The following is a 16,972-nucleotide window of genomic DNA, read 5'->3' as shown; positions in this document are numbered from 1 at the left end:
CTTGGTGGGGCAAGGGGTGGGGTGTGGCTGAGCGCTGCCAGGCCGAAACCTGCAGTCGGGGAGTCTGTTTCCTGCGCTCGTTGAAGGCGGAGGAGTGGGTCGGGCAGAGCCCGTGACTCACTGCCTCCCGTGCGCATCGCCCCGTGGGCCTGGTGGACGGTGATGTCCGCCTCGGGGTAACAGCGGCCAGGAGGCGGCGCAGCGCGGCACCTCGCCGCGCGGCGAGGTGGTCTTCGCGCTGTGGGAGCCGCCGCTGACCGAACTCCACGGCGAGCAGGGCGCCCCGGTCCGCCGCACCGCCACCGCCGAGACCGCCGATCTGCTCACCGACCTGGCGCCGCAGGATCGCCAGGGACTCGTCGGACAGGGCGGGGGTCGTCTTGCAGATCTGGCGGCCGTGGGCGTGGGCGGTGGCTGGCTCGGCGGCGGCCCCGGCGAGGAGCGGGTAAGTCGTCTCGCCAGCCGGCACCAGCACTTCGAGTGCCTCGACCACGCCCTGGCAAGTCACCCGGTTGACTGGGCGACCTGGACCCGCGAGCGCTAGCGCGAGCTGTACGCGGAATACTCACGCACCCCGTAGCTGCCAGTGCTGCACTTCGTCGGCGACGACCAGCGGCGGGGCGTCAACCGGCGCCGCGAAGGCTCGACAACCGCGTGAGCGCGCTGGGACCGGTGTACGGCCCGGGGCCCCTTCACCCCTCGACGCGGTTGCCCCACAGCGCCTTGTCGTTGACGTTCTGCTTGGTCACGATCGGAGCGGGGAGCCGGTCCTCCAGGAGCCCGCTGGGCAGCCTGACGACGGTGCTGCCGTGGTCTGTCGGACCAGGTTTGAAGCTCTGGCCCGCCATTGCCTTCTTGATGTAGAAGATGGCGTATTTCGCGTAGAGGTCGACAGGCTGGGAGACGGTGGCGTCGATCTCTCCTTTCCGGATCGCGTCCAGCTCCTGCGGGACGCCGTCGTTGGAGACAATGGTGATGTGCTTGGAGCTGCCGAGCGGGAACAGCGCGTCGCGGCGTCTGAGCATCGACAGCGTCGGCGTCAGATAGACACCGCCTGCCTGCAGGTAGATGCCCTTGATATCCGGATTGGTGCTGAGCAGGGCCTCCAGGTCGGCCGCGGCCTTGCCGGACTGCCACAACGCGGGGAGGTCGAGAACTTCGACGCCGGGGTAGTTCTTAGCCATGCAGCTGCTGAAGCCTTCCGACCGGTCCCGGGCGCTGGCCGAAGCCAGGGCACCCTGAATCTGCACCACTTTGCCGGTCTTCACCGAATCGCCGAGGTACCGGCACGCCTTCTGGCCGTATGCACGGTTGTCCGCGCGGACCACCATCTTGACCTCGCCGCTGTCCGGTACGTCGTTCACCGCGACCACCGGCACCCGCTCGCGCCTGGCCGCATGCAGCCCGGGCCTGATCGCCGCCGAGTCAACCGGTGCGATGACCAGACCTTTGGCGCCCTGGACGATCAGGCTGTGGATGTCGGAGATCTGCTTCTCGGTGTCGGAGAGGGAATTCATCGTGGGGAGGACTTCGACCCTCTGCGCCTTGGCCTGCTGATGGATGGCGGCGTTGTACGCCCGCCAGAACGGGGAATTCAGAAGGGGGACGACCACCCCGACCGGCCCCACGGCGGCAGGACCGCTGCCAGCCGTCCTGCCGCCATCGCAGCCCGTGACCGCAAGGCCGCAGACGAGAGCGAGAGCGGTCGCAGCCGTGGCCATGTGCCTCAACGGCAGCCGGAGCGCGCCCCCGCCTCCGAGTTCGGTCACCGGTTCGATCGTCATACCCGTCCCGCCCTCCCGGTGCTGCCGCAGTAAATGCGTACACCTCGCCTGCGGCGGCCGGAGAACCCGCCGCAGGTTGCGGTGATCAGGGTAAGGGCTCTGCCGCAGTAAATCCGGCATTTACTGCGCGGCAACCCTGACGAGCCGACAGGCGACCAAGCGCCGTGACTACTGAAGCAGTATGAAGACCACTTAGCGGCTGTCGTCGGACTGCCTGCCTGTGCGCTTCTCTCATTCCTCCTTGTGGTCTTACTCGAAGCCCGTTACGACAGGGTGGAGATGGAGTTTTTCGGCATTGTGCGCTTCCAAGGTGCCGCGGGGTCAATCATTCTCTGGGCATTCTGTTTCTTCATAATGGTGTGCGGGGTAAGGATGCTTTGGTGACTGCCGGTTAAGGGATGGCGAGTGGTTCTGCGACTGCCCGGTGCTGTTCGACTTCGACAGCAAACAGGTCGAGATCAGCCATCAAAAATTCGGTGATCTCTCCCTCAGGTGGAACACGGTCGACCCACCCGTCCGGTCCGCTGGCCCGGTTTTGACCTGCAGTGGCGTTCCGAGCCTCTTCCTGGACTCTGGACTCTGCGGGGGCTGTCGCTCAGGCGTCATCTCATTTGGCCCGACGCGGCATTGAGTCCTCCACCCGTCTGGGCCGTCACCGCTGGGTCGTAGAGCAGTCCGTGGCGTGGCTCGCCGGCTGCCGCCGACTCCACCGCCGCTATGAACGCATAGCCGACCACTTCCTTGCCTTCACCGCCATCGCCTGCACCCTCATCTGCTACCGCCGACTCGCCAAATGAGATGGCTTCTTACGGGATGATCTGATCCCAGAATCAGGCACGAGACCTCTCTGCATGCCAACTGCCGATTGACCGGGAGGTGCCCCCGGCCGGGGGCACGGGGGCGTCGGCCGGGGCGGGGGGCAGGGGGCGTCGATACCGTCAGTTGGCCTTGGTGGCGGCGGTGACCGCTTCCTTGGCGGCCGCCTGGACCTTCTTGAGCAGGTCGGCGCCCTTGGGGGCGTCCGCGCCCGCCAGGCCGGCGCCGTTGTAGTTGATCGTGACGACGATGTTGGAGGTGCGGGCGATGACCGTCGTGTTCTTGAAGTCGTTGCCCTCCTTCTTCACGTCGTAGGTGATCGCGGTCGCCTCGTCGCCGGTGCCGGAGGTCTGCACGGCCGACAGCTTCTTGGCGCCCTTGGTGTCCTTCGCCTCGATGACCTGCTTGGTGTAGAAGTCCGTGGCGCGCTTCTCGCCGGAGCCGACGCCCGGGTCGGAGTCGTAGCGCTGGTAGCCGATGTCGAGCCAGCGGAACTGGGTGCCGTCGACGCCGTTCTCGTCGGAGCTGCTCCAGGAGCAGGTGCCGTGCACGGAGTTGTCCGTGGAGGTGCCCCGCTCCCCGGAGGCGTCCTTCGCCTTGGGCAGCATCTTCTTCACGGTGTCCTTGGAGAACGCCGTGCACGGGTTCGGCAGCTTCTTGAACTTCGCCGGCGCGACGGTCGGCGAGGGCTTGGCGGAGCTGCCGGAGGCGGTGGAGGCGGAGGCGTCACCGGAGCTGTCGCTGTCCGAGCCGGAGCAGCCGGCGACGAGCAGCACCGGAACTGCTGCGCAGGTGAGAAGGCTGGCGAGGCGCTTGGCTGAACGGTGCATGGTTCCTTCGCTGTTCGTCGTCGTCGGGTCGGCGTGGTGCACGACCGTGGCGGTGGTCCGCCTTTTCTCCCGTACGGGCAGGGCTAGGGGCACGGTACGCGGCGCAGCGAGGTGGGTGACCGATTCCTGTCGATCAGCACAACGGCCAAACCGGGCGCATTCCCTCACACTTACCGATTCGGTCAATGTGCCCGATCCGGACTATTCGCTGAGGCTCTCGGACAGCTCGCCGGCCAGCGAACGTGCCTTGTCCTGCAGTTCCTGGCTGTCCGGCAACATCGTCTTGTCCGTGGACCACTGGTCGTAGGTGAGCGTCACGATGACGTTCGACGTGCGAAAGACCACAGTGACATCGCGGTGCACCCCCGAGTCCGCTGTGACCAATTTGTCATTGAGGAAGGCCGCGTCCCCGAGGTCGTCCAGGACGCGCGGGGCGGTGGAGTCGCTCAGGTCGGCGCTGGGGTCCGTAGTGGGGGCCGCGCTGGGGTCCGCACTGGGGTCCGCACTGGGGTCCGTACCGGGGGCGGACGTCCCCGAGGGGCTCCCGGAGGCCGCCTGCCCCTTCTTGCCCGTCGAGCTGTTCGTGGTGGCCCCTTCGCCCTTGCCCTCCCCCTTGGTGGCGGACGGGCTCGGGGTGGCGGGCGAGGGGGAGCCGGTGCCGCCGGGCGGGATCTGGGCGGCCAGCTCCTTGCTGTCGTAGATCCCCTGCGCCTTGTCGTCATCGCTGACGGCGGCGTCGTAGGACACCACACGCTGGATGTCGAGGCTCAGATGGCGGGTGCCTGCGGTGGTCTCGCGGGTCCAGCGGCAGCCGACGCGGCGGTCGGTGTCGTACGTGATGTCGGCCTGGCCGGCGTAGATCTTCTTGGCCTCGGCGCGCGAGAGCTGCTGGCCGCCGCCGGGCAGCATGCCGCGCAGGGTGCCGCGCGCGGGCAGCCCGCAGGCCTCGGGGAGGGTCTGGTAGCGGCCCGGTTCGGCGGCCGGGCTCGATGAGGCGGTGCCGCCGCTCTTGGCGTCTCCGGTCTCGTCGTCGGCGCTGGAGCCGCCGGTGCAGGCGGTGAGGCCGGCGGCCAGTGCCGCGGCCACCACGAGTGCGGCGCCGGGTACGAACGGCTTGCGTGGCATCGCTCGCGGCTCCTTCCCCTACGAAAATGCGGTTGCCGCCGGTCAGCGGCCGATGGACACAATGTCTACCGCACGTCTTGCCGCGCATGCCGGTCCGCCGTCCAAGATCGGATAACTTGTCCGGCTTTTGCGTTTTTCATAAATTCGGGGGAATGAGGGAGTTATGTCGTACGTCGAGGTGCCGGGTGCCCAGGTACCGATCCGGATGTGGACGGACCCGGCCACGGTCGAGGACGTCGCGATGCAGCAGCTGCGCAATGTCGCCACCCTGCCGTGGATCAAGGGCCTGGCCGTGATGCCGGATGTCCACTACGGCAAGGGCGCCACGGTCGGCTCGGTGATCGCCATGCGCGGCGCGGTCTGCCCGGCGGCGGTCGGCGTCGACATCGGCTGCGGGATGAGCGCAGTGCGGACCTCGCTCACCGCCAATGACCTCCCCGGTGATCTTTCCCGGCTGCGCTCGAAGATCGAGCAGGCGATTCCGGTGGGCCGGGGGATGCACGACGATCCGGTGGACCCGGGGCGGATCCACGGGTTCCCGACGGCCCGGTGGGACGACTTCTGGGCGCGGTTCGACGGGGTTGCCGAAGCGGTCAAGTTCCGTCAGGAGCGGGCCACGAAGCAGATGGGGTCGCTCGGTTCGGGCAATCACTTCATTGAGTTCTGCCTCGATGACGACGGTGTGGTGTGGCTGATGCTGCACTCCGGCTCCCGGAACATCGGCAAGGAGCTGGCCGAGTTCCACATGGGGCAGGCGCAGAAGCTGCCGCACAACCAGGGCCTGGTCGACCGTGACCTCGCCGTCTTCATCGCCGACACCCCGCAGATGGCGGCGTACCGCAACGACCTGTTCTGGGCGCAGGAGTACGCCAAGCACAACCGGGCCGTGATGATGGGGCTCTTCCAGGACGTCGTCCGCAAGGAGTTCAAGAAGGCGAAGGTCACCTTCGAGGACGTGATCTCCTGCCACCACAACTATGTGGCGGAGGAGCGGTACGACGGCATGGACCTGCTGGTGACCCGTAAGGGCGCGATCCGGGCGGGCAGCGGCGAGTACGGGATCATCCCGGGCTCGATGGGCACCGGCTCGTACATCGTCAAGGGCCTGGGCAACGCCGCGTCCTTCAACTCCGCCTCCCACGGCGCCGGCCGCAAGATGAGCCGGAACGCCGCGAAGAAGCGGTTCTCCACCCGGGATCTGGAGGAGCAGACGCGGGGTGTGGAGTGCCGTAAGGACTCCGGTGTCGTGGACGAGATCCCGGGCGCCTACAAGCCGATCGAGAAGGTCATCGATCAGCAGCGGGACCTGGTCGAGGTCGTGGCGAAGCTCAAGCAGGTCATCTGCGTCAAGGGCTGAGCGCGGCACTCCACATGAGCGACTGAGCGCGGCACTCCACGTGAGCGGCAGGCCCCGGACCGGACGCGGACACTGTTGGCGGACGGGCGCGGGCCTTCCGGACGACGGCCTGTACGACTCCGTTGGGATGGTGCAGGCCGTCGTCCCGGGTCAGCGGCCCGGCGACAGCGGAGTCAGTGGACGGGTGAGCGGGACGGGCAGCCCTTCGGGGGCCTTCGGCGCGGCCGGGTGCGCGAACCGCCGCGGCTCGGCGGGCACATCGATGTCGCACATCGCCTTCGCCTGGAAGGCCCCGGTAGCGGCGTCGATCGGGCCCGGCTTGATGTGACCCGTCGCGTCGAGCTGCTGGTACTTGGACCGGTTGAACCCGAGCGACATCTGGCGCTTGCCGTCGGGCGTCGAGTACGTCACCGTCTCGGCGCCCCACACCGCGCCGGTGTGTCCCCAGAAGCGCCCGCACGCCGTGTCGATCGCGCCGATGCCGAGGCCGTAGTGCATCAGCAGATTGCCCTCTTCGTCCTTGGCCTCGACGGTGGTCTGCATCTGGCGGAGTTCGGCGGGGGCGAGCAGTTCGCCGGTCAGCAGCGCCCGGTAGAAGGTGTTCACATCCTCCATCGTCGCGACCAGCGCCCCGGCGGTACCGCCCCAGGACATGTCGTAGGTGCTGTAGTCACGGGCCGGGCTGATCAGTCCGTAGAAGGATTCGTACATCTTGGAATGCGGCCCGGATATCCGTGCGGAGGCCGGGAAGTAGGTGTGCTTCAGCCCGGCCTTGCGGATGACCTTGCGGGTGATGTACTCCTGCGGATCCTCGCTGGTGACCTTCTGCAGCAGCATTCCCGCGATGACGTAATTGGTGTTGGCGTAGGACCACTTCTCGCCGGGCTTGCCCGTCGGTTCCGCCTGCAGGCCCAAGCGTGCGAGCTCCTCAGGGGCGAAGTGGCGGTGACGGTTGGTGTCGAGGCTCTCGGTACTTCCCTTGAGGAGGGAGGGGAAGGCGCCGAGGATGTAGTCGGCGATGCCGCTGGTGTGGTTGAGGAGCATACGGACGGTGATCTTCCGGCCGCGTTCACCGGGGACGAGGTCGGGGAGGTAACGGGCGATGGGGGCGTCCAGATCGATCCGTCCCGCGTCGACCTGCTGCAGCACGGCGACGGCGGTGAACGCCTTGGTGAGGCTGCCTAAGCGATGCTGCATCTGCGGCTCGACCGGGCGGTTGGTGGCGAGGTCGGCGACACCGGCCGCGCCCCGCCATTCGTCCCGGCCCTCCCGGACGGCCGCGTAGGTGCCGTACATGCCCGCTCTGCGCAGTGCCGCCAGCTTCTCGTCCAGTGCCTTGTGGTCGAGATGGCCCGGGCGGGCCGTCGTTCCTGTGGTGGCGTGAGCGCCGGGCGCGGGGGCCGTTGCGGCCTGGGCCGGTACCACGGCTGCCACCAGTGAGAGCATCACGGCCGTGGTGGTGCCGGCGATCCGTGCGCGATGGCGGCGGGCCGGGCGGGCCGGGCGGGGCAGAGTCATGTCTTCTCCCGTTACAACTTCCTGCTACTGCGGTCGATCACGCATGTGATCTTGGTCATCTCGATTCTCTCGGCCGACCGCCGTCCCCACGTCCTCCCGTAGAACGACCTGTCTCACCAACACTGATGACATTCGTCAGGCGTCTACGAGCCCGAAGTGTGCATGCCTGAAGCGCAATTGCCGGAACTGTGACCGCCGGAACTGTGACTGTCCGAGCTGCGACTGCCGGACGGTGGGTTCAGAAACTGCGTGTCCGGAGTGTGCGTGGTGCCGGGCCGTGCTCGGTCCGCGTGAGGTGGCGGCACCGCAACCATGTGGCGGAGGAGCGGTACGACGGCATGGACCTGCTGATGAGCCGGAACGCCGCAAAGAAGCGGTACGACCGTATGGACCTGCTGCTGAGCCGGAGCGCCGCGAAAAGCGGTTCTCCACCCGGGATCTGGAGGAGCAGGCGTGGGGTGGAGTGCCGTAAGGAAGGCGTGGGGTGTGGAGTGCCGTAAGGACTCCGGTGTCGTGGACGGGATCCCGGGCGCCTGCGAGCCGATCGAGAAGGTCATCGATCAGCAGCGGGACCTGGCGGGACCCGGCGGGACCCGGCAGGACCTGGCGGGACCTGGTCGAGGTCGTGGCGAAGCTCGTGGCGAAGCTCAAGCAGGTCATCTGCGTCAAGGGCTGACCCGGCTGCGGGGCGGCCGCCGGCTCAGGAGACGCGGCCGGCCATCGCTCCGCCGCCGGTGGCGACGCCGCCGCTCGGCCTGGGCGCGGTGAAGGGGGGCGTGTCCTGCCGGCACGCCGCTCCGGCCGGCGGGAGGGTGCCGTCGATGAAGTAGCGGCTCTCGTACGCGTTGACGCAGCTGCTGGGGTTGAGCAGCGCGGTGTGCCCGTACCCGTGGTGGGTGAGCAGGCGGGCGTGGGCCAGTTCTTCGGCCATGGCCTGTGCGCCCGAGTAGGGAGTGGCGGGGTCGTAGCGGGTGCCGATCACCAGGACGGGGTGCGCCGTCGGCCTGTTCCACGGGCCGCGGTAACCGGTGGCGGCGACGCCCGGCCAGGTGGCACACGGCTCCCCGGCCCAGGTCCAGAAGCGTCCGGGGTCGCCTGCGCGCAGGGCGCTGGCCTCCTCCAGGGCGTGATAGGCCCCGGGGGCACGTGGATTGGGGCTGTCGCTGCAGAAGACCGCAGCGGCCTGTTCGTCGCCCAGGTACGGATCCGGATGCGGGACCGGTGGCGCGGGCGGGGCCGGGGACGGGGCCGGTGCGCGCCCCTGCCACAGGGTCTGCAGCCGGCCGGCGAGAGTCGTCCATCCGGGGTGGACGATGTAGAGGCCGTTCACCACGTCACCCACCGTGCGGCTGTAGGTCCACGCGCCCACGGGGTGCTCCCGGAGCCGCCGCATCAGCCGGTCGAACTTGTCCCGGGTCGCCTTCGGGCTGCCGGCGGAGAAGGCGCAGCGGGCGGTGGTGGCGGCGCCGCACCGGGCGAGGAACTGGTCCAGGATGGCGGCCGCGCCGCGGTCCGCGCCCATGCGCAGGAAGGTCGGGAGCCGGGGGTCTTCCGTCGAGGCGTGGTTCGTCCAGGCCTGCGGGTCGATGGTGCTGTCGAGGGCCATGGCGCGGACCTTGCTGGGGAAGAGGTTGGCGTAGGTGGCGCCCAGGAACGTGCCGTAGGAGATCCCGAGGTAGGTGAGCTGCGGGTCGCCCGCCGCCTGCCGGAGCCGGTCGAGGTCGCGAGCCGTGTCGGCGGTCGACACATGACGCAGGAGCTCGGGGTCACGCTGCTGACAGCGCCGGCCCAGCTCCTTGTACGCGGCGATCCAGGCCGCCCGCTGTCGTGCGCCCACCGGGAAGCCGGCCGGTTTGCCCGACAGCCACGCGTGGGCCTCCTCGGGACCCGCGAAGCAGTTCACCGCGGTGCTGCTGCCGACCCCGCGGGGATCCCAGCTGACGATGTCGAACCGCTCCCGCACCTCGCGCGGGAAGAAGCGGTAATTCTGTGGCATCTGGACCGTTCCCGGCCCGCCGGGTCCGCCGGGGTTGAAGAACAGGGTGCCGATGCGCCGCCCGGGGCCGGTCGCCTTCCGCTTGATGACGGCCAGTTCGATGGTGCGGCGGCCGGGGTTGCGGTAGTCCAGCGGCACCTTCGCGGTCGCGCAGTCGAACGCACTGCCCTGGACGCAGGGGCTCCACTCCAGCTGTGGGGCGGACGCCGAAGGTGACGGCGGACCGCCGGCCGAAGGTGACGGCGGACCGGCGGCCGTGGCGAGGTCCGGCCCGGCGAGCACCGTCGAGCAGGTCACCACCGCGGTGACGACCGCGGCACCACGCCTACGGCCCGCTATGGGCCCGGATATGAGCATGCCTCGTCCTTCCACGGCTGAGCGCCCGATGCCTCCCATGCGCTGGACGTCGGCACGCATCCGTGTCCACCACACCGCGGCGCGGCACTGCACGCGAGCCGGCCACCGCCGAATGGCCGAGCGCCTGGCGCCGGCGATGTCGTGCGCGGCGGACAGCGCGTCGCCGGTGTAGGAGACGGGGTCGGTGAGCTGGGCGGCCACGAGGTGCTCGATCAGTGGCTGGATCAGGCGTGAGGTGAGGGCGACGAGGGTGAGGGCGTAATTGCGGATCATCCACACCCTGTGGTCGGCGTAGCGGCGGTGCCGGGCGGCGCGGTAGCCGGCGAAGCCGGTGAGCAGCCAGAGGGTGTCGAGGACCGCCAGGGACGCCTGGTTGCTGAGGCCCAGGGGTGAAGTAGATGACGGGGATGCCGACCAGGGCCGAGGGGAAGACCCCGGCGAAGAAGTAGGCGCGGCCCGTCCAGCGGTGTGCGGCCGGATGGCGGTGGCGCAGCCAGGGCCAGGACTGGGCGAGGCCGGTGAGCACGGCGACGGCGGCGGTGAAGAGGTGCGCCACCAGCAGGGCGAAGTGGAGTGCACTGCGTGGTGGGACACGGCTGGTGTGCAGGTCGGGCGGGACTCAGGCGGACAGGGCCTGGGCGGTGACGAGGACGGTCACCACGGTGAGCGGCAGCAGCCAGGCGACGGTGCGCAGGCGGCTGCGGCGCCGTACGGCGACGGGGGTGGTCGTGGTGCCTGTGGTGTCCGTGGTGGCTGGGGGTGTGCCGGTGCCTGTGATGGCCGGGCGTGTGCCGGTGCCCGTGGTGGTTGGGTGTGTGCCGGTGCCGGTGCCGGTGCCGGTGCCGGTGCCCGTGATGGTGGGCCGCTCCCCGTTGGCGGCGGCCCCGTCGGTGGTGGCCACGTCCGCGGCGGCCCCGTCAGTGGTGGCCCCGTCCGCGGTGGCCCCGGCGGGGGGTGCTCCGTGACTGGTGGAGGTCATGGGGCCACTGTCGCGAGCGGAGCGCGCCGGGACACGGGGCCCGGACACCCGGCGGGGGGTGTACCCAGGCCCCGTATATGAGGGGTGGCGTCCGGCGGGGGCGGTCCCGCCGGGTGGCTCAACCGGTGCGGTGGACCTTGGAGTTGGAGGCCTGGGCGCGCGGGCGGACCACCAGGAGGTCGACATTGACATGGGAGGGACGGGTGATCGCCCAGGCGACGGTGTCGGCGACATCCTCCGCGCTGAGCGGCTGCTCGACGCCCTGGTAGACCTTGGCGGCCTTGGCGGTGTCGCCGCGGAAGCGGGTGGTGGCGAACTCGTCCGTCTTGACCATGCCCGGGGCGACCTCGATGACGCGCACCGGCTCGCCGCACAGCTCCAGGCGGAGGGTCTCGGCGATGACATGCGCACCGTGCTTGGCGGCGACATAGCCGCCGCCGCCCTCGTAGGTGCCATGCCCCGCGGTGGAGGAGAGCACGACGACGGTGCCGTCGCCGGAGGCGGTGAGCGCGGGCAGCAGCGCCTGGGTCATATGGAGCACGCCCAGCACATTGACCTCGTACATGGTCCGCCAGTCGGCGGGATCACCGGTGGCGACCGGCTCCGCGCCGAGCGCACCGCCGGCGTTGTTGACCAGGACGTCGACGGAGGGGTAGCGGTCGAGGGCGGCTGCGAAGGCGTCGACGGCGGCGCGGTCGGTGACGTCGAGGGCGTAGGCCTCGGCGTGCGGCAGCTCGGCGGCGAGCGCTTCGATGCGGTCCTTGCGGCGGGCGGTGAGCACCACGTGGTAGCCGGCCGCGGCCAGCGCCCGCGCGGTGGCGGCGCCGATGCCGCTGCTCGCTCCGGTGACGACGGCGGTACGGGCTTCGGCGGTCATGCATTCTCCTTGGGCGATGGGTCCCCCTGCTCTGCACGAGCCGGGGCAAAATGGTCCGCGGCCAGCATATGCAGGAGGTTCAGCGGCCCCTGGGGGCGTACATGATCACTGCCATACCGGCCAGGCAGACCAGCGCGCCGATCACGTCCCAGCGGTCGGGACGGTAGCCGTCGGCGACCATGCCCCAGGCCAGCGATCCGGCGACGAAGACACCACCGTACGCGGCGAGGATCCGGCCGAATGCGGCGTCCGGCTGGAGGGTGGCGACAAAGCCGTACACACCGAGCGCGAGCACTCCGGCGCCGATCCAGGCCCAGCCCTTGTGTTCGCGGACGCCCTGCCAGACCAGCCAGGCCCCGCCGATCTCGAAGAGGGCGGCGACGACAAAGAGGGCAGCGGAGCGGGCGATCAGCATGGGGGAAGCGTACGGAGCAGGAGCCCGGCTCCCGTGCGGGCGGGGTGGCTGTCAGCGGGCGGCTGTCAGTGGGGGCGGCTGCCAGCGGGGGTGGCTGTCAGTGGGGGTGGCTGTCAGTGGGGTGTGAGAACTTCGGGGGCATGCTGATCGAACGGGCTTACGTGGACGTTCCGGAGGGGGCAGGGGCGGCCGAGGACGGCTGGCCCTGGACGGTGCCGTGTGTGCGCCAGCTGGCCACGGAGGGGCTGGCCTTCCGCGCCCCGGTCACCTTCCTGGTGGGGGAGAACGGTTCGGGGAAATCGACCCTGGCCGAGGCGCTGGCGGAGGGTTTCGGGCTGGACTCGTACGGCGGCTCGGCCGGATACAAGTACGCCGGCCCGCGGGAGGCGTCGCTGCTCGGCGGACTGATGCGGTTCGATCCCACGTACGAGGGCCGCCGGATGGTGCGCGGGCCGCGGGTCCGCCGGCGGGGGTTCTTCCTTCGGGCCGAGACGGCGATGGAGGCGCTGAACCGGGAGCGGAGCGCGCTGAAGCTGTCGCGGTCCCCGGACGACATGAGCCATGGGGAGGGCTTTCTGATGGCCTTCCGGGAGCGGTTCTCGCAGCGTGGCCTGTATGTGATGGACGAGCCGGAGGCGGCACTGTCCTTCACCTCCTGTCTTGAACTGGTGGGGCTGATGGACGAGTTGGGGAGCAGCGGCGCACAGATCATCTGCGCCACCCACTCCCCGCTGCTGACGGCGCTGCCCGGCGCCGAGATCGTCGAGGTCGGCGAGCACGGGATGCGGCGGGTGGAGTGGGCGGAGCTGGGGCTGGTCGACCACTGGCGGCGCTATCTCAGCGACCCGCAGGCGTATTTGCGGCATGTGCTGGAGGGGTGAGGGCGGCGGCTATGGAGGCCCCGTCCTCGCTCCCGGTCCAGTGGGCGAGGGCGCCGCGTAGCGCCGCGGTGCGCTCGGCGGGGGCGGTGGCGTCGGTGGCCCAGGCGATATAGCCGTCGGGGCGGACGAGAAGGGCCGTGCGGCGGGCGCTGCGCCAGGAGGCGGTCACCACGCGGTCGTCGGCGGGGCGAGGGGCGTCCCCGCCGCCTGTCGGAGTCCGGGGGACGCCGGGCTCGTCGGCGGGGGTGATGAGGACGAACCGGCCCTGACGGAGCAGCTCATAGAGGCGGCCGCCGCCGGCCAGCCGGATGTCGGGGGCGCGGCGGCCCGCGAGGGGGTGGGCGCCGGGCCCGGCCGGATAGGCGATGCCGATGCCGGTGAGGGTGCGGATCGCCCGGCGGGACAGCGGCCGCAGACGGTTGACGAGCTGAGCGCCGAGGGCGCGGACGGCCTGTCCGGGGGCGGTGGGCAGCAGGGCGAGCCGGACGAGTGCGCCGCTGCTGCGCAACGCCTGCTTGCCCACCGGGTGGCGCTCCGTCTGGTAGCTGTCCAGCAGGCTGTCGGGGGCACGGCCCCGGAGCACCGCGGCCAGTTTCCAGCTGAGGTTGGCGGCGTCCTGCAGACCGGTGTTCATGCCGAGGCCGCCGGCGGGGGAGTGCACATGCGCGGCGTCCCCGGCGAGGAAGACGCGGCCGACGCGGTAGGAGGGGACCTGGCGTTCGTCGCTGTGGAAGCGGGAGACCCAGCGGGCGTCATGCATGCCGTAGTCACTGCCGAGGGCGAGCCGGGTCAGCTCGCGGATCTCGTCGAGGTCGGCGGGTGCGTCCTCGTCGGCCCGGCGGCGGCGGTTCCAGCCGATGACGCGGTACCAGCCGTCGCCGAACGAGGCGATCAGCGCGAACGCCTCGCCGCTGGCATTGACCATGAGGGGCGAATCGGGCTCCTGGGCCAGCCGGACATCGGCGAGCACCAGGGAGCGGATCACGGACCTGCCGGGGAAGGGCAGCCCGATCGCCTCGCGGATGGTGCTGCGGAAGCCGTCGGTGCCGACGGCGTAGGCGGCGCGGACGGTGCCGAGGCCCTCGGCGGTGCGGAAGCGCACCGTGACACCGCCGGCGTCCTGATCGAGGCCGAGCACCTCGGAGCCGTGGCAGAAGGTGACACCGGCCCGGCGGGCCCGGCGCTCCAGCAGCCGCTCGACCTCGAACTGGGGCGTGACCAGCACGAAGGGGAAGCGGGTGCGGAGCTGGGTCGGGTCGATGGTGGCGCCGCCGAAGAGGCGGAGGCCGGTGAGCGGATGACCGCCGGCGATCAGCTCATCGGCGAGGCCGCGGGCGTCCAGCTGCTCCAGGGTGCGGGCATGCACGACCAGGGCGCGGGTGAGGTTGCTGATCTCGGCGGGGCGGCGCTCCAGGAGTCTGACGCCCAGTCCCGCCTCGGCGAGGTCTCCGGCGAGCAGCAGGCCGGTCGGGCCGGCGCCCACGACGATGACGTCCGTATCGCGGGCCTGGGCGGCCCCGCTGTCGCTCCGGCCGGTCCTGCGGTTCATGGCGTCCATGGCTTCCGCCTCCTGTGCCTGCTGTGACTGTGGCCGCGGCTGTGGGCCGTGGCTGTGCCAACGCACGTTGGTCAACGCTTGTTGGCAAGCGTAGGGCGGCCGGGGCTGGCATGTCAACAGCTGTTGGCCTACAGTTGTTGACATGGCTGAACATGCCCCCTCCACCACTGATGCCGTGCCGGATGCCGCCCCCACCGCGGCATCCGACGTAACGCCCGGCGCCACCGCGGGCCCCGCCGCTGCCCCCGGCGCCGCGGACCCCGCGCCCGACGAAGCGCCCGACCCCGCCCGCCCCCGCCGCTCCGCCACGACCCGGGCCGCGATCCTCGCCGCCGCCAAGGACCGCTTCGCCGCGGACGGCTACGAGCGCGCCACCATCCGCGCCATCGCCAGGGACGCGGACATCGACCCGTCGATGGTGATGCGCTACTACGGCAACAAGGCCGGTCTCTTCGCGGCCGCCTCCGAGATCGAAGTGCACGCCCCGGACCTCACCCACTTCCCGCGCGACGAGGCCGGCGCCCGGCTCGTCCGCCACTTCGTGGAGCGCTGGGAGTGCGACGAGACGCTGACGGCGATGATGCGGGTCGGCGTCACCAACGAGGCGGGCGCGGAGCGGATGCGCGGCGTGTTCGCGGAGCAGATCGAGCCGGTCCTCGCCGCGGTCTGCCCGGTCCCCGAGGAGGCGCCGACCCGCGCCGCGCTGATCGCCTCCCAGATACTCGGCATGGCGCTGTGCCGCTATGTGCTGCACATCCCGCCGGCCGTCGGCCTCAGCCGCGACGAGGTCATCGCCTGGCTGGCCCCCACCGTCCAGCGCTATCTGACGGCCGAGCACCCCTGACGGCCGCCGGGGCCGGGCGGTCTCCCCGGTGGCCGCTCATCGCGCGTATGCGGTCGGCGGGACCCCGACGGTGGCGGTGACATCGCGGACCAGATGCGCCTGGTCGCTGTAGCCCAGCTCGGCCGCGAGCGCGGCCCAGTCGACCTCCGCATCGGAGGCGGCGCGCTCCAGGGCCTCGTGCACCCGGTAGCGCAGCAGCACCCACTTGGGGCTGACCCCGACATATCCGGCGAACAGCCGCTGCAGGGCCCGTACGGACAGGCCCTCGGCCCGCGCGAAGTCCGCGACCCGGCGGATCGTCCGGTCCGTGCGGATCCGGTCGGCCAGCCCCATGGCGAGCTCGGCCTGGGCGAGAACCCGCGGCCCGGCCCGCAGGAGCGGCGTCAGAAAGGCGTCGAGCGCGGCGACCCGGGCGTCCTCGTCGGCCGGTTCCAGCACGGCGGCCGCGGCGTTGGCGGGCCCGAAGGCCGCGGCCAGCGGTAGCCGGCGGTCCGTCCAGTCCGTGGCCGGCCGCTCCGGGGTGAACGGCCGGAACCCACCGGGCCGGAACTGCACCCCGCACACCCGCCCGCGCCCCGCCAGCTTCTGTGCGAACAGCTCCAGCCCGACGCCCGCGACCTCGCCGAACCCGGGGCGGTCGGCGTACCGCTGGAAGACGAGATTCACGCACGGGTGCGGGACCACATGTGTGGCGTACGGCTCGGACAGGTCCCAGTCGATCAGCCAGTAATGCTCGACATAGGGGCGCAGCGGTTCGGCGGGGGTGCGGCGGCGGAAGCGCACCCGCGTGAAGAGACCGGGGGCGTCCACGATGCCCCGGGTGTCGCGCCGAGGAGCGGCCATGCCTGGATCCTAAGGCGGCCCGCGGCGGTGGCGAGGTGGCCCTGTCGCGTTTTTTCAAGCCGCCGTAGGCGACGGCCCGTAGCGTCCTCGATATGACCGACGCACACGACATTCCGGAAGAAACGCGCAGTGATCCATCGGCTCACCCGGCACCATCGGCTCACCCGGCACAAGCGGCCCACGCTGCCCACGCGGCCCGCCCGGCCGGCACGCCCCCACCGATCAGCGCGCTGCTCGACGCGGCGGCCGAGGCGGCACTCCCCGTACTGCGCGCGGTGCGCGACGACCAGCTGGCGTGGCCGACGCCCTGCTCCGAGTACGACGTACGGGCGCTGCTCAACCACCTCTTCCAGGTGGTCGTCGCCTTCCAGACGCTGGCCGCCAAGAAGGACGTGGACTTCAGCCGTACTCCCGACCGGCTCGGCGAGTACGGGGCGCAGTGGCCCGACCGGTTCGCGGACGAGACGGCGCGGCTGGTCGAGGCGTGGGCGGCACCGGGCGCGGAGGACGGGCTGACCGGCGGGATGCAGCTGCCGGCCCGGACCGTCGGCGCGATGGTGCTGCTGGATCTGACCGTGCACGCGTGGGACGCGGCGCGGGCGACCGGCCGGCCGTACGCGCCGGCCGCCGGCTGTGTGGCCGAGCTGCGGGCGCTGGCCGCCCAGATGGCCCCGACGGCCCGCACGATGAACGTCTTCGCCGCACCGGTCCCCGTACCGCCCGGCGCCTCCGACCTGGAGGTGCTGCTGGCGGAGACGGGCCGCGACCCGCACTGGACGGCCGGCTGACGCG

Annotated in this window: 15 protein-coding genes and 2 pseudogenes; 7 read left to right on the top strand and 10 right to left on the bottom strand. The window is 70.9% G+C overall.

The genetic code is table 11. From position 1 onward, the window contains the following. The first annotated feature begins 226 nt into the window (after positions 1 to 226). Complete coding sequence (locus AB0C46_RS34360; protein WP_362832723.1) at positions 227 to 544, top strand: hypothetical protein; 318 nt, start codon at positions 227 to 229, stop codon at positions 542 to 544. Positions 545 to 692: 148 nt separating this feature from the next. Here the strand turns inward: AB0C46_RS34360 and AB0C46_RS34355 are convergent, their stop codons facing one another. Continuing rightward, positions 693 to 1,784: a sugar ABC transporter substrate-binding protein gene (locus AB0C46_RS34355; protein WP_362832722.1), complete on the bottom strand. Its 1,092-nt coding sequence runs from the start codon at positions 1,782 to 1,784 to the stop codon at positions 693 to 695. A 611-nt stretch (positions 1,785 to 2,395) separates the two neighbouring features. On the opposite strand from AB0C46_RS34355, the pseudogene AB0C46_RS34350 reads away from it, so the two are divergent. Continuing rightward, positions 2,396 to 2,581: pseudogene (locus AB0C46_RS34350) on the top strand (transposase); the annotation flags it as partial. Between the two features lie 141 nt (positions 2,582 to 2,722). On the opposite strand, the gene AB0C46_RS34345 reads toward AB0C46_RS34350, so the two are convergent. Further along, positions 2,723 to 3,430, bottom strand: coding sequence for a DUF3558 domain-containing protein (locus AB0C46_RS34345; protein WP_362832721.1), 708 nt, complete (start codon positions 3,428 to 3,430; stop codon positions 2,723 to 2,725). Positions 3,431 to 3,631: 201 nt separating this feature from the next. Then, positions 3,632 to 4,555: a hypothetical protein gene (locus tag AB0C46_RS34340; RefSeq protein WP_362832720.1), complete on the bottom strand. Its 924-nt coding sequence runs from the start codon at positions 4,553 to 4,555 to the stop codon at positions 3,632 to 3,634. Between the two features lie 163 nt (positions 4,556 to 4,718). On the opposite strand from AB0C46_RS34340, the gene AB0C46_RS34335 reads away from it, so the two are divergent. Further along, a complete protein-coding gene (locus tag AB0C46_RS34335) occupies positions 4,719 to 5,912 on the top strand; it encodes an RtcB family protein (RefSeq protein WP_362832719.1) in 1,194 nt (397 codons plus the stop codon). 150 nt (positions 5,913 to 6,062) lie between these two features. Here AB0C46_RS34335 and AB0C46_RS34330 read toward each other — a convergent pair whose 3' ends face one another. Beyond that, the gene (locus AB0C46_RS34330; protein WP_362832717.1) at positions 6,063 to 7,430 is read right to left on the bottom strand and encodes a serine hydrolase domain-containing protein; all 1,368 of its coding nucleotides are present in this window, start codon (positions 7,428 to 7,430) and stop codon (positions 6,063 to 6,065) included. A 302-nt stretch (positions 7,431 to 7,732) separates the two neighbouring features. Between AB0C46_RS34330 and AB0C46_RS34325 the strand changes: the two are divergent. Next, positions 7,733 to 8,106, top strand: a pseudogene (locus AB0C46_RS34325) (hypothetical protein); the annotation flags it as partial. A gap of 24 nt (positions 8,107 to 8,130) precedes the next feature. Here the strand turns inward: AB0C46_RS34325 and AB0C46_RS34320 are convergent. The 4 genes from AB0C46_RS34320 to AB0C46_RS34305 all read right to left on the bottom strand — a co-directional run bounded on the left by AB0C46_RS34320 (position 8,131) and on the right by AB0C46_RS34305 (position 12,054). Next, on the bottom strand, positions 8,131 to 10,362 hold the full coding sequence (locus AB0C46_RS34320; RefSeq protein WP_362832754.1) for an alpha/beta fold hydrolase: 2,232 nt from the start codon (positions 10,360 to 10,362) through the stop codon (positions 8,131 to 8,133). Positions 10,363 to 10,402: 40 nt separating this feature from the next. After that, positions 10,403 to 10,762, bottom strand: coding sequence for a hypothetical protein (locus AB0C46_RS34315; protein WP_362832716.1), 360 nt, complete (start codon positions 10,760 to 10,762; stop codon positions 10,403 to 10,405). A gap of 118 nt (positions 10,763 to 10,880) precedes the next feature. Further along, entirely contained in the window at positions 10,881 to 11,639 is a 759-nt protein-coding gene (locus AB0C46_RS34310; protein WP_362832714.1) for an SDR family oxidoreductase, read from the bottom strand. Between the two features lie 79 nt (positions 11,640 to 11,718). Then, a complete protein-coding gene (locus AB0C46_RS34305) occupies positions 11,719 to 12,054 on the bottom strand; it encodes a YnfA family protein (RefSeq protein WP_127151765.1) in 336 nt (111 codons plus the stop codon). 140 nt (positions 12,055 to 12,194) lie between these two features. On the opposite strand from AB0C46_RS34305, the gene AB0C46_RS34300 reads away from it, so the two are divergent. Beyond that, positions 12,195 to 12,935 (top strand): AAA family ATPase, encoded by a 741-nt coding sequence (locus AB0C46_RS34300; protein WP_362832713.1) that lies wholly within the window; start codon positions 12,195 to 12,197, stop codon positions 12,933 to 12,935. Here the strand turns inward: AB0C46_RS34300 and AB0C46_RS34295 are convergent. Further along, a complete protein-coding gene (locus AB0C46_RS34295) occupies positions 12,892 to 14,493 on the bottom strand; it encodes an FAD-dependent monooxygenase (RefSeq protein WP_362832712.1) in 1,602 nt (533 codons plus the stop codon). The two genes, AB0C46_RS34300 and AB0C46_RS34295, sit on opposite strands and share 44 nt — an antisense overlap. 142 nt (positions 14,494 to 14,635) lie before the next feature. Here AB0C46_RS34295 and AB0C46_RS34290 point away from each other — a divergent pair, with 142 nt between their 5' ends. After that, the gene (locus tag AB0C46_RS34290) at positions 14,636 to 15,337 is read left to right on the top strand and encodes a TetR family transcriptional regulator (RefSeq protein ID WP_362832710.1); all 702 of its coding nucleotides are present in this window, start codon (positions 14,636 to 14,638) and stop codon (positions 15,335 to 15,337) included. 36 nt (positions 15,338 to 15,373) lie between these two features. On the opposite strand, the gene AB0C46_RS34285 is transcribed toward AB0C46_RS34290, so the two are convergent. Further along, positions 15,374 to 16,180 carry a helix-turn-helix domain-containing protein gene (locus AB0C46_RS34285; RefSeq protein ID WP_362832709.1) on the bottom strand — a complete coding sequence of 269 codons (807 nt, stop codon included), beginning with the start codon at positions 16,178 to 16,180 and terminating at the stop codon, positions 15,374 to 15,376. 92 nt (positions 16,181 to 16,272) lie between these two features. On the opposite strand from AB0C46_RS34285, the gene AB0C46_RS34280 reads away from it, so the two are divergent. Continuing rightward, positions 16,273 to 16,968, top strand: a complete 696-nt coding sequence (locus tag AB0C46_RS34280; protein WP_362832708.1) for a TIGR03086 family metal-binding protein — start codon at positions 16,273 to 16,275, stop codon at positions 16,966 to 16,968. Positions 16,969 to 16,972: the final 4 nt, after the last annotated feature.

The organism is Streptomyces sp. NPDC048637 (assembly GCF_040650675.1).
In the GTDB taxonomy this organism is placed as follows: domain Bacteria; phylum Actinomycetota; class Actinomycetes; order Streptomycetales; family Streptomycetaceae; genus Streptomyces.
This window is presented reverse-complemented; position numbering and strand designations above follow the sequence as displayed.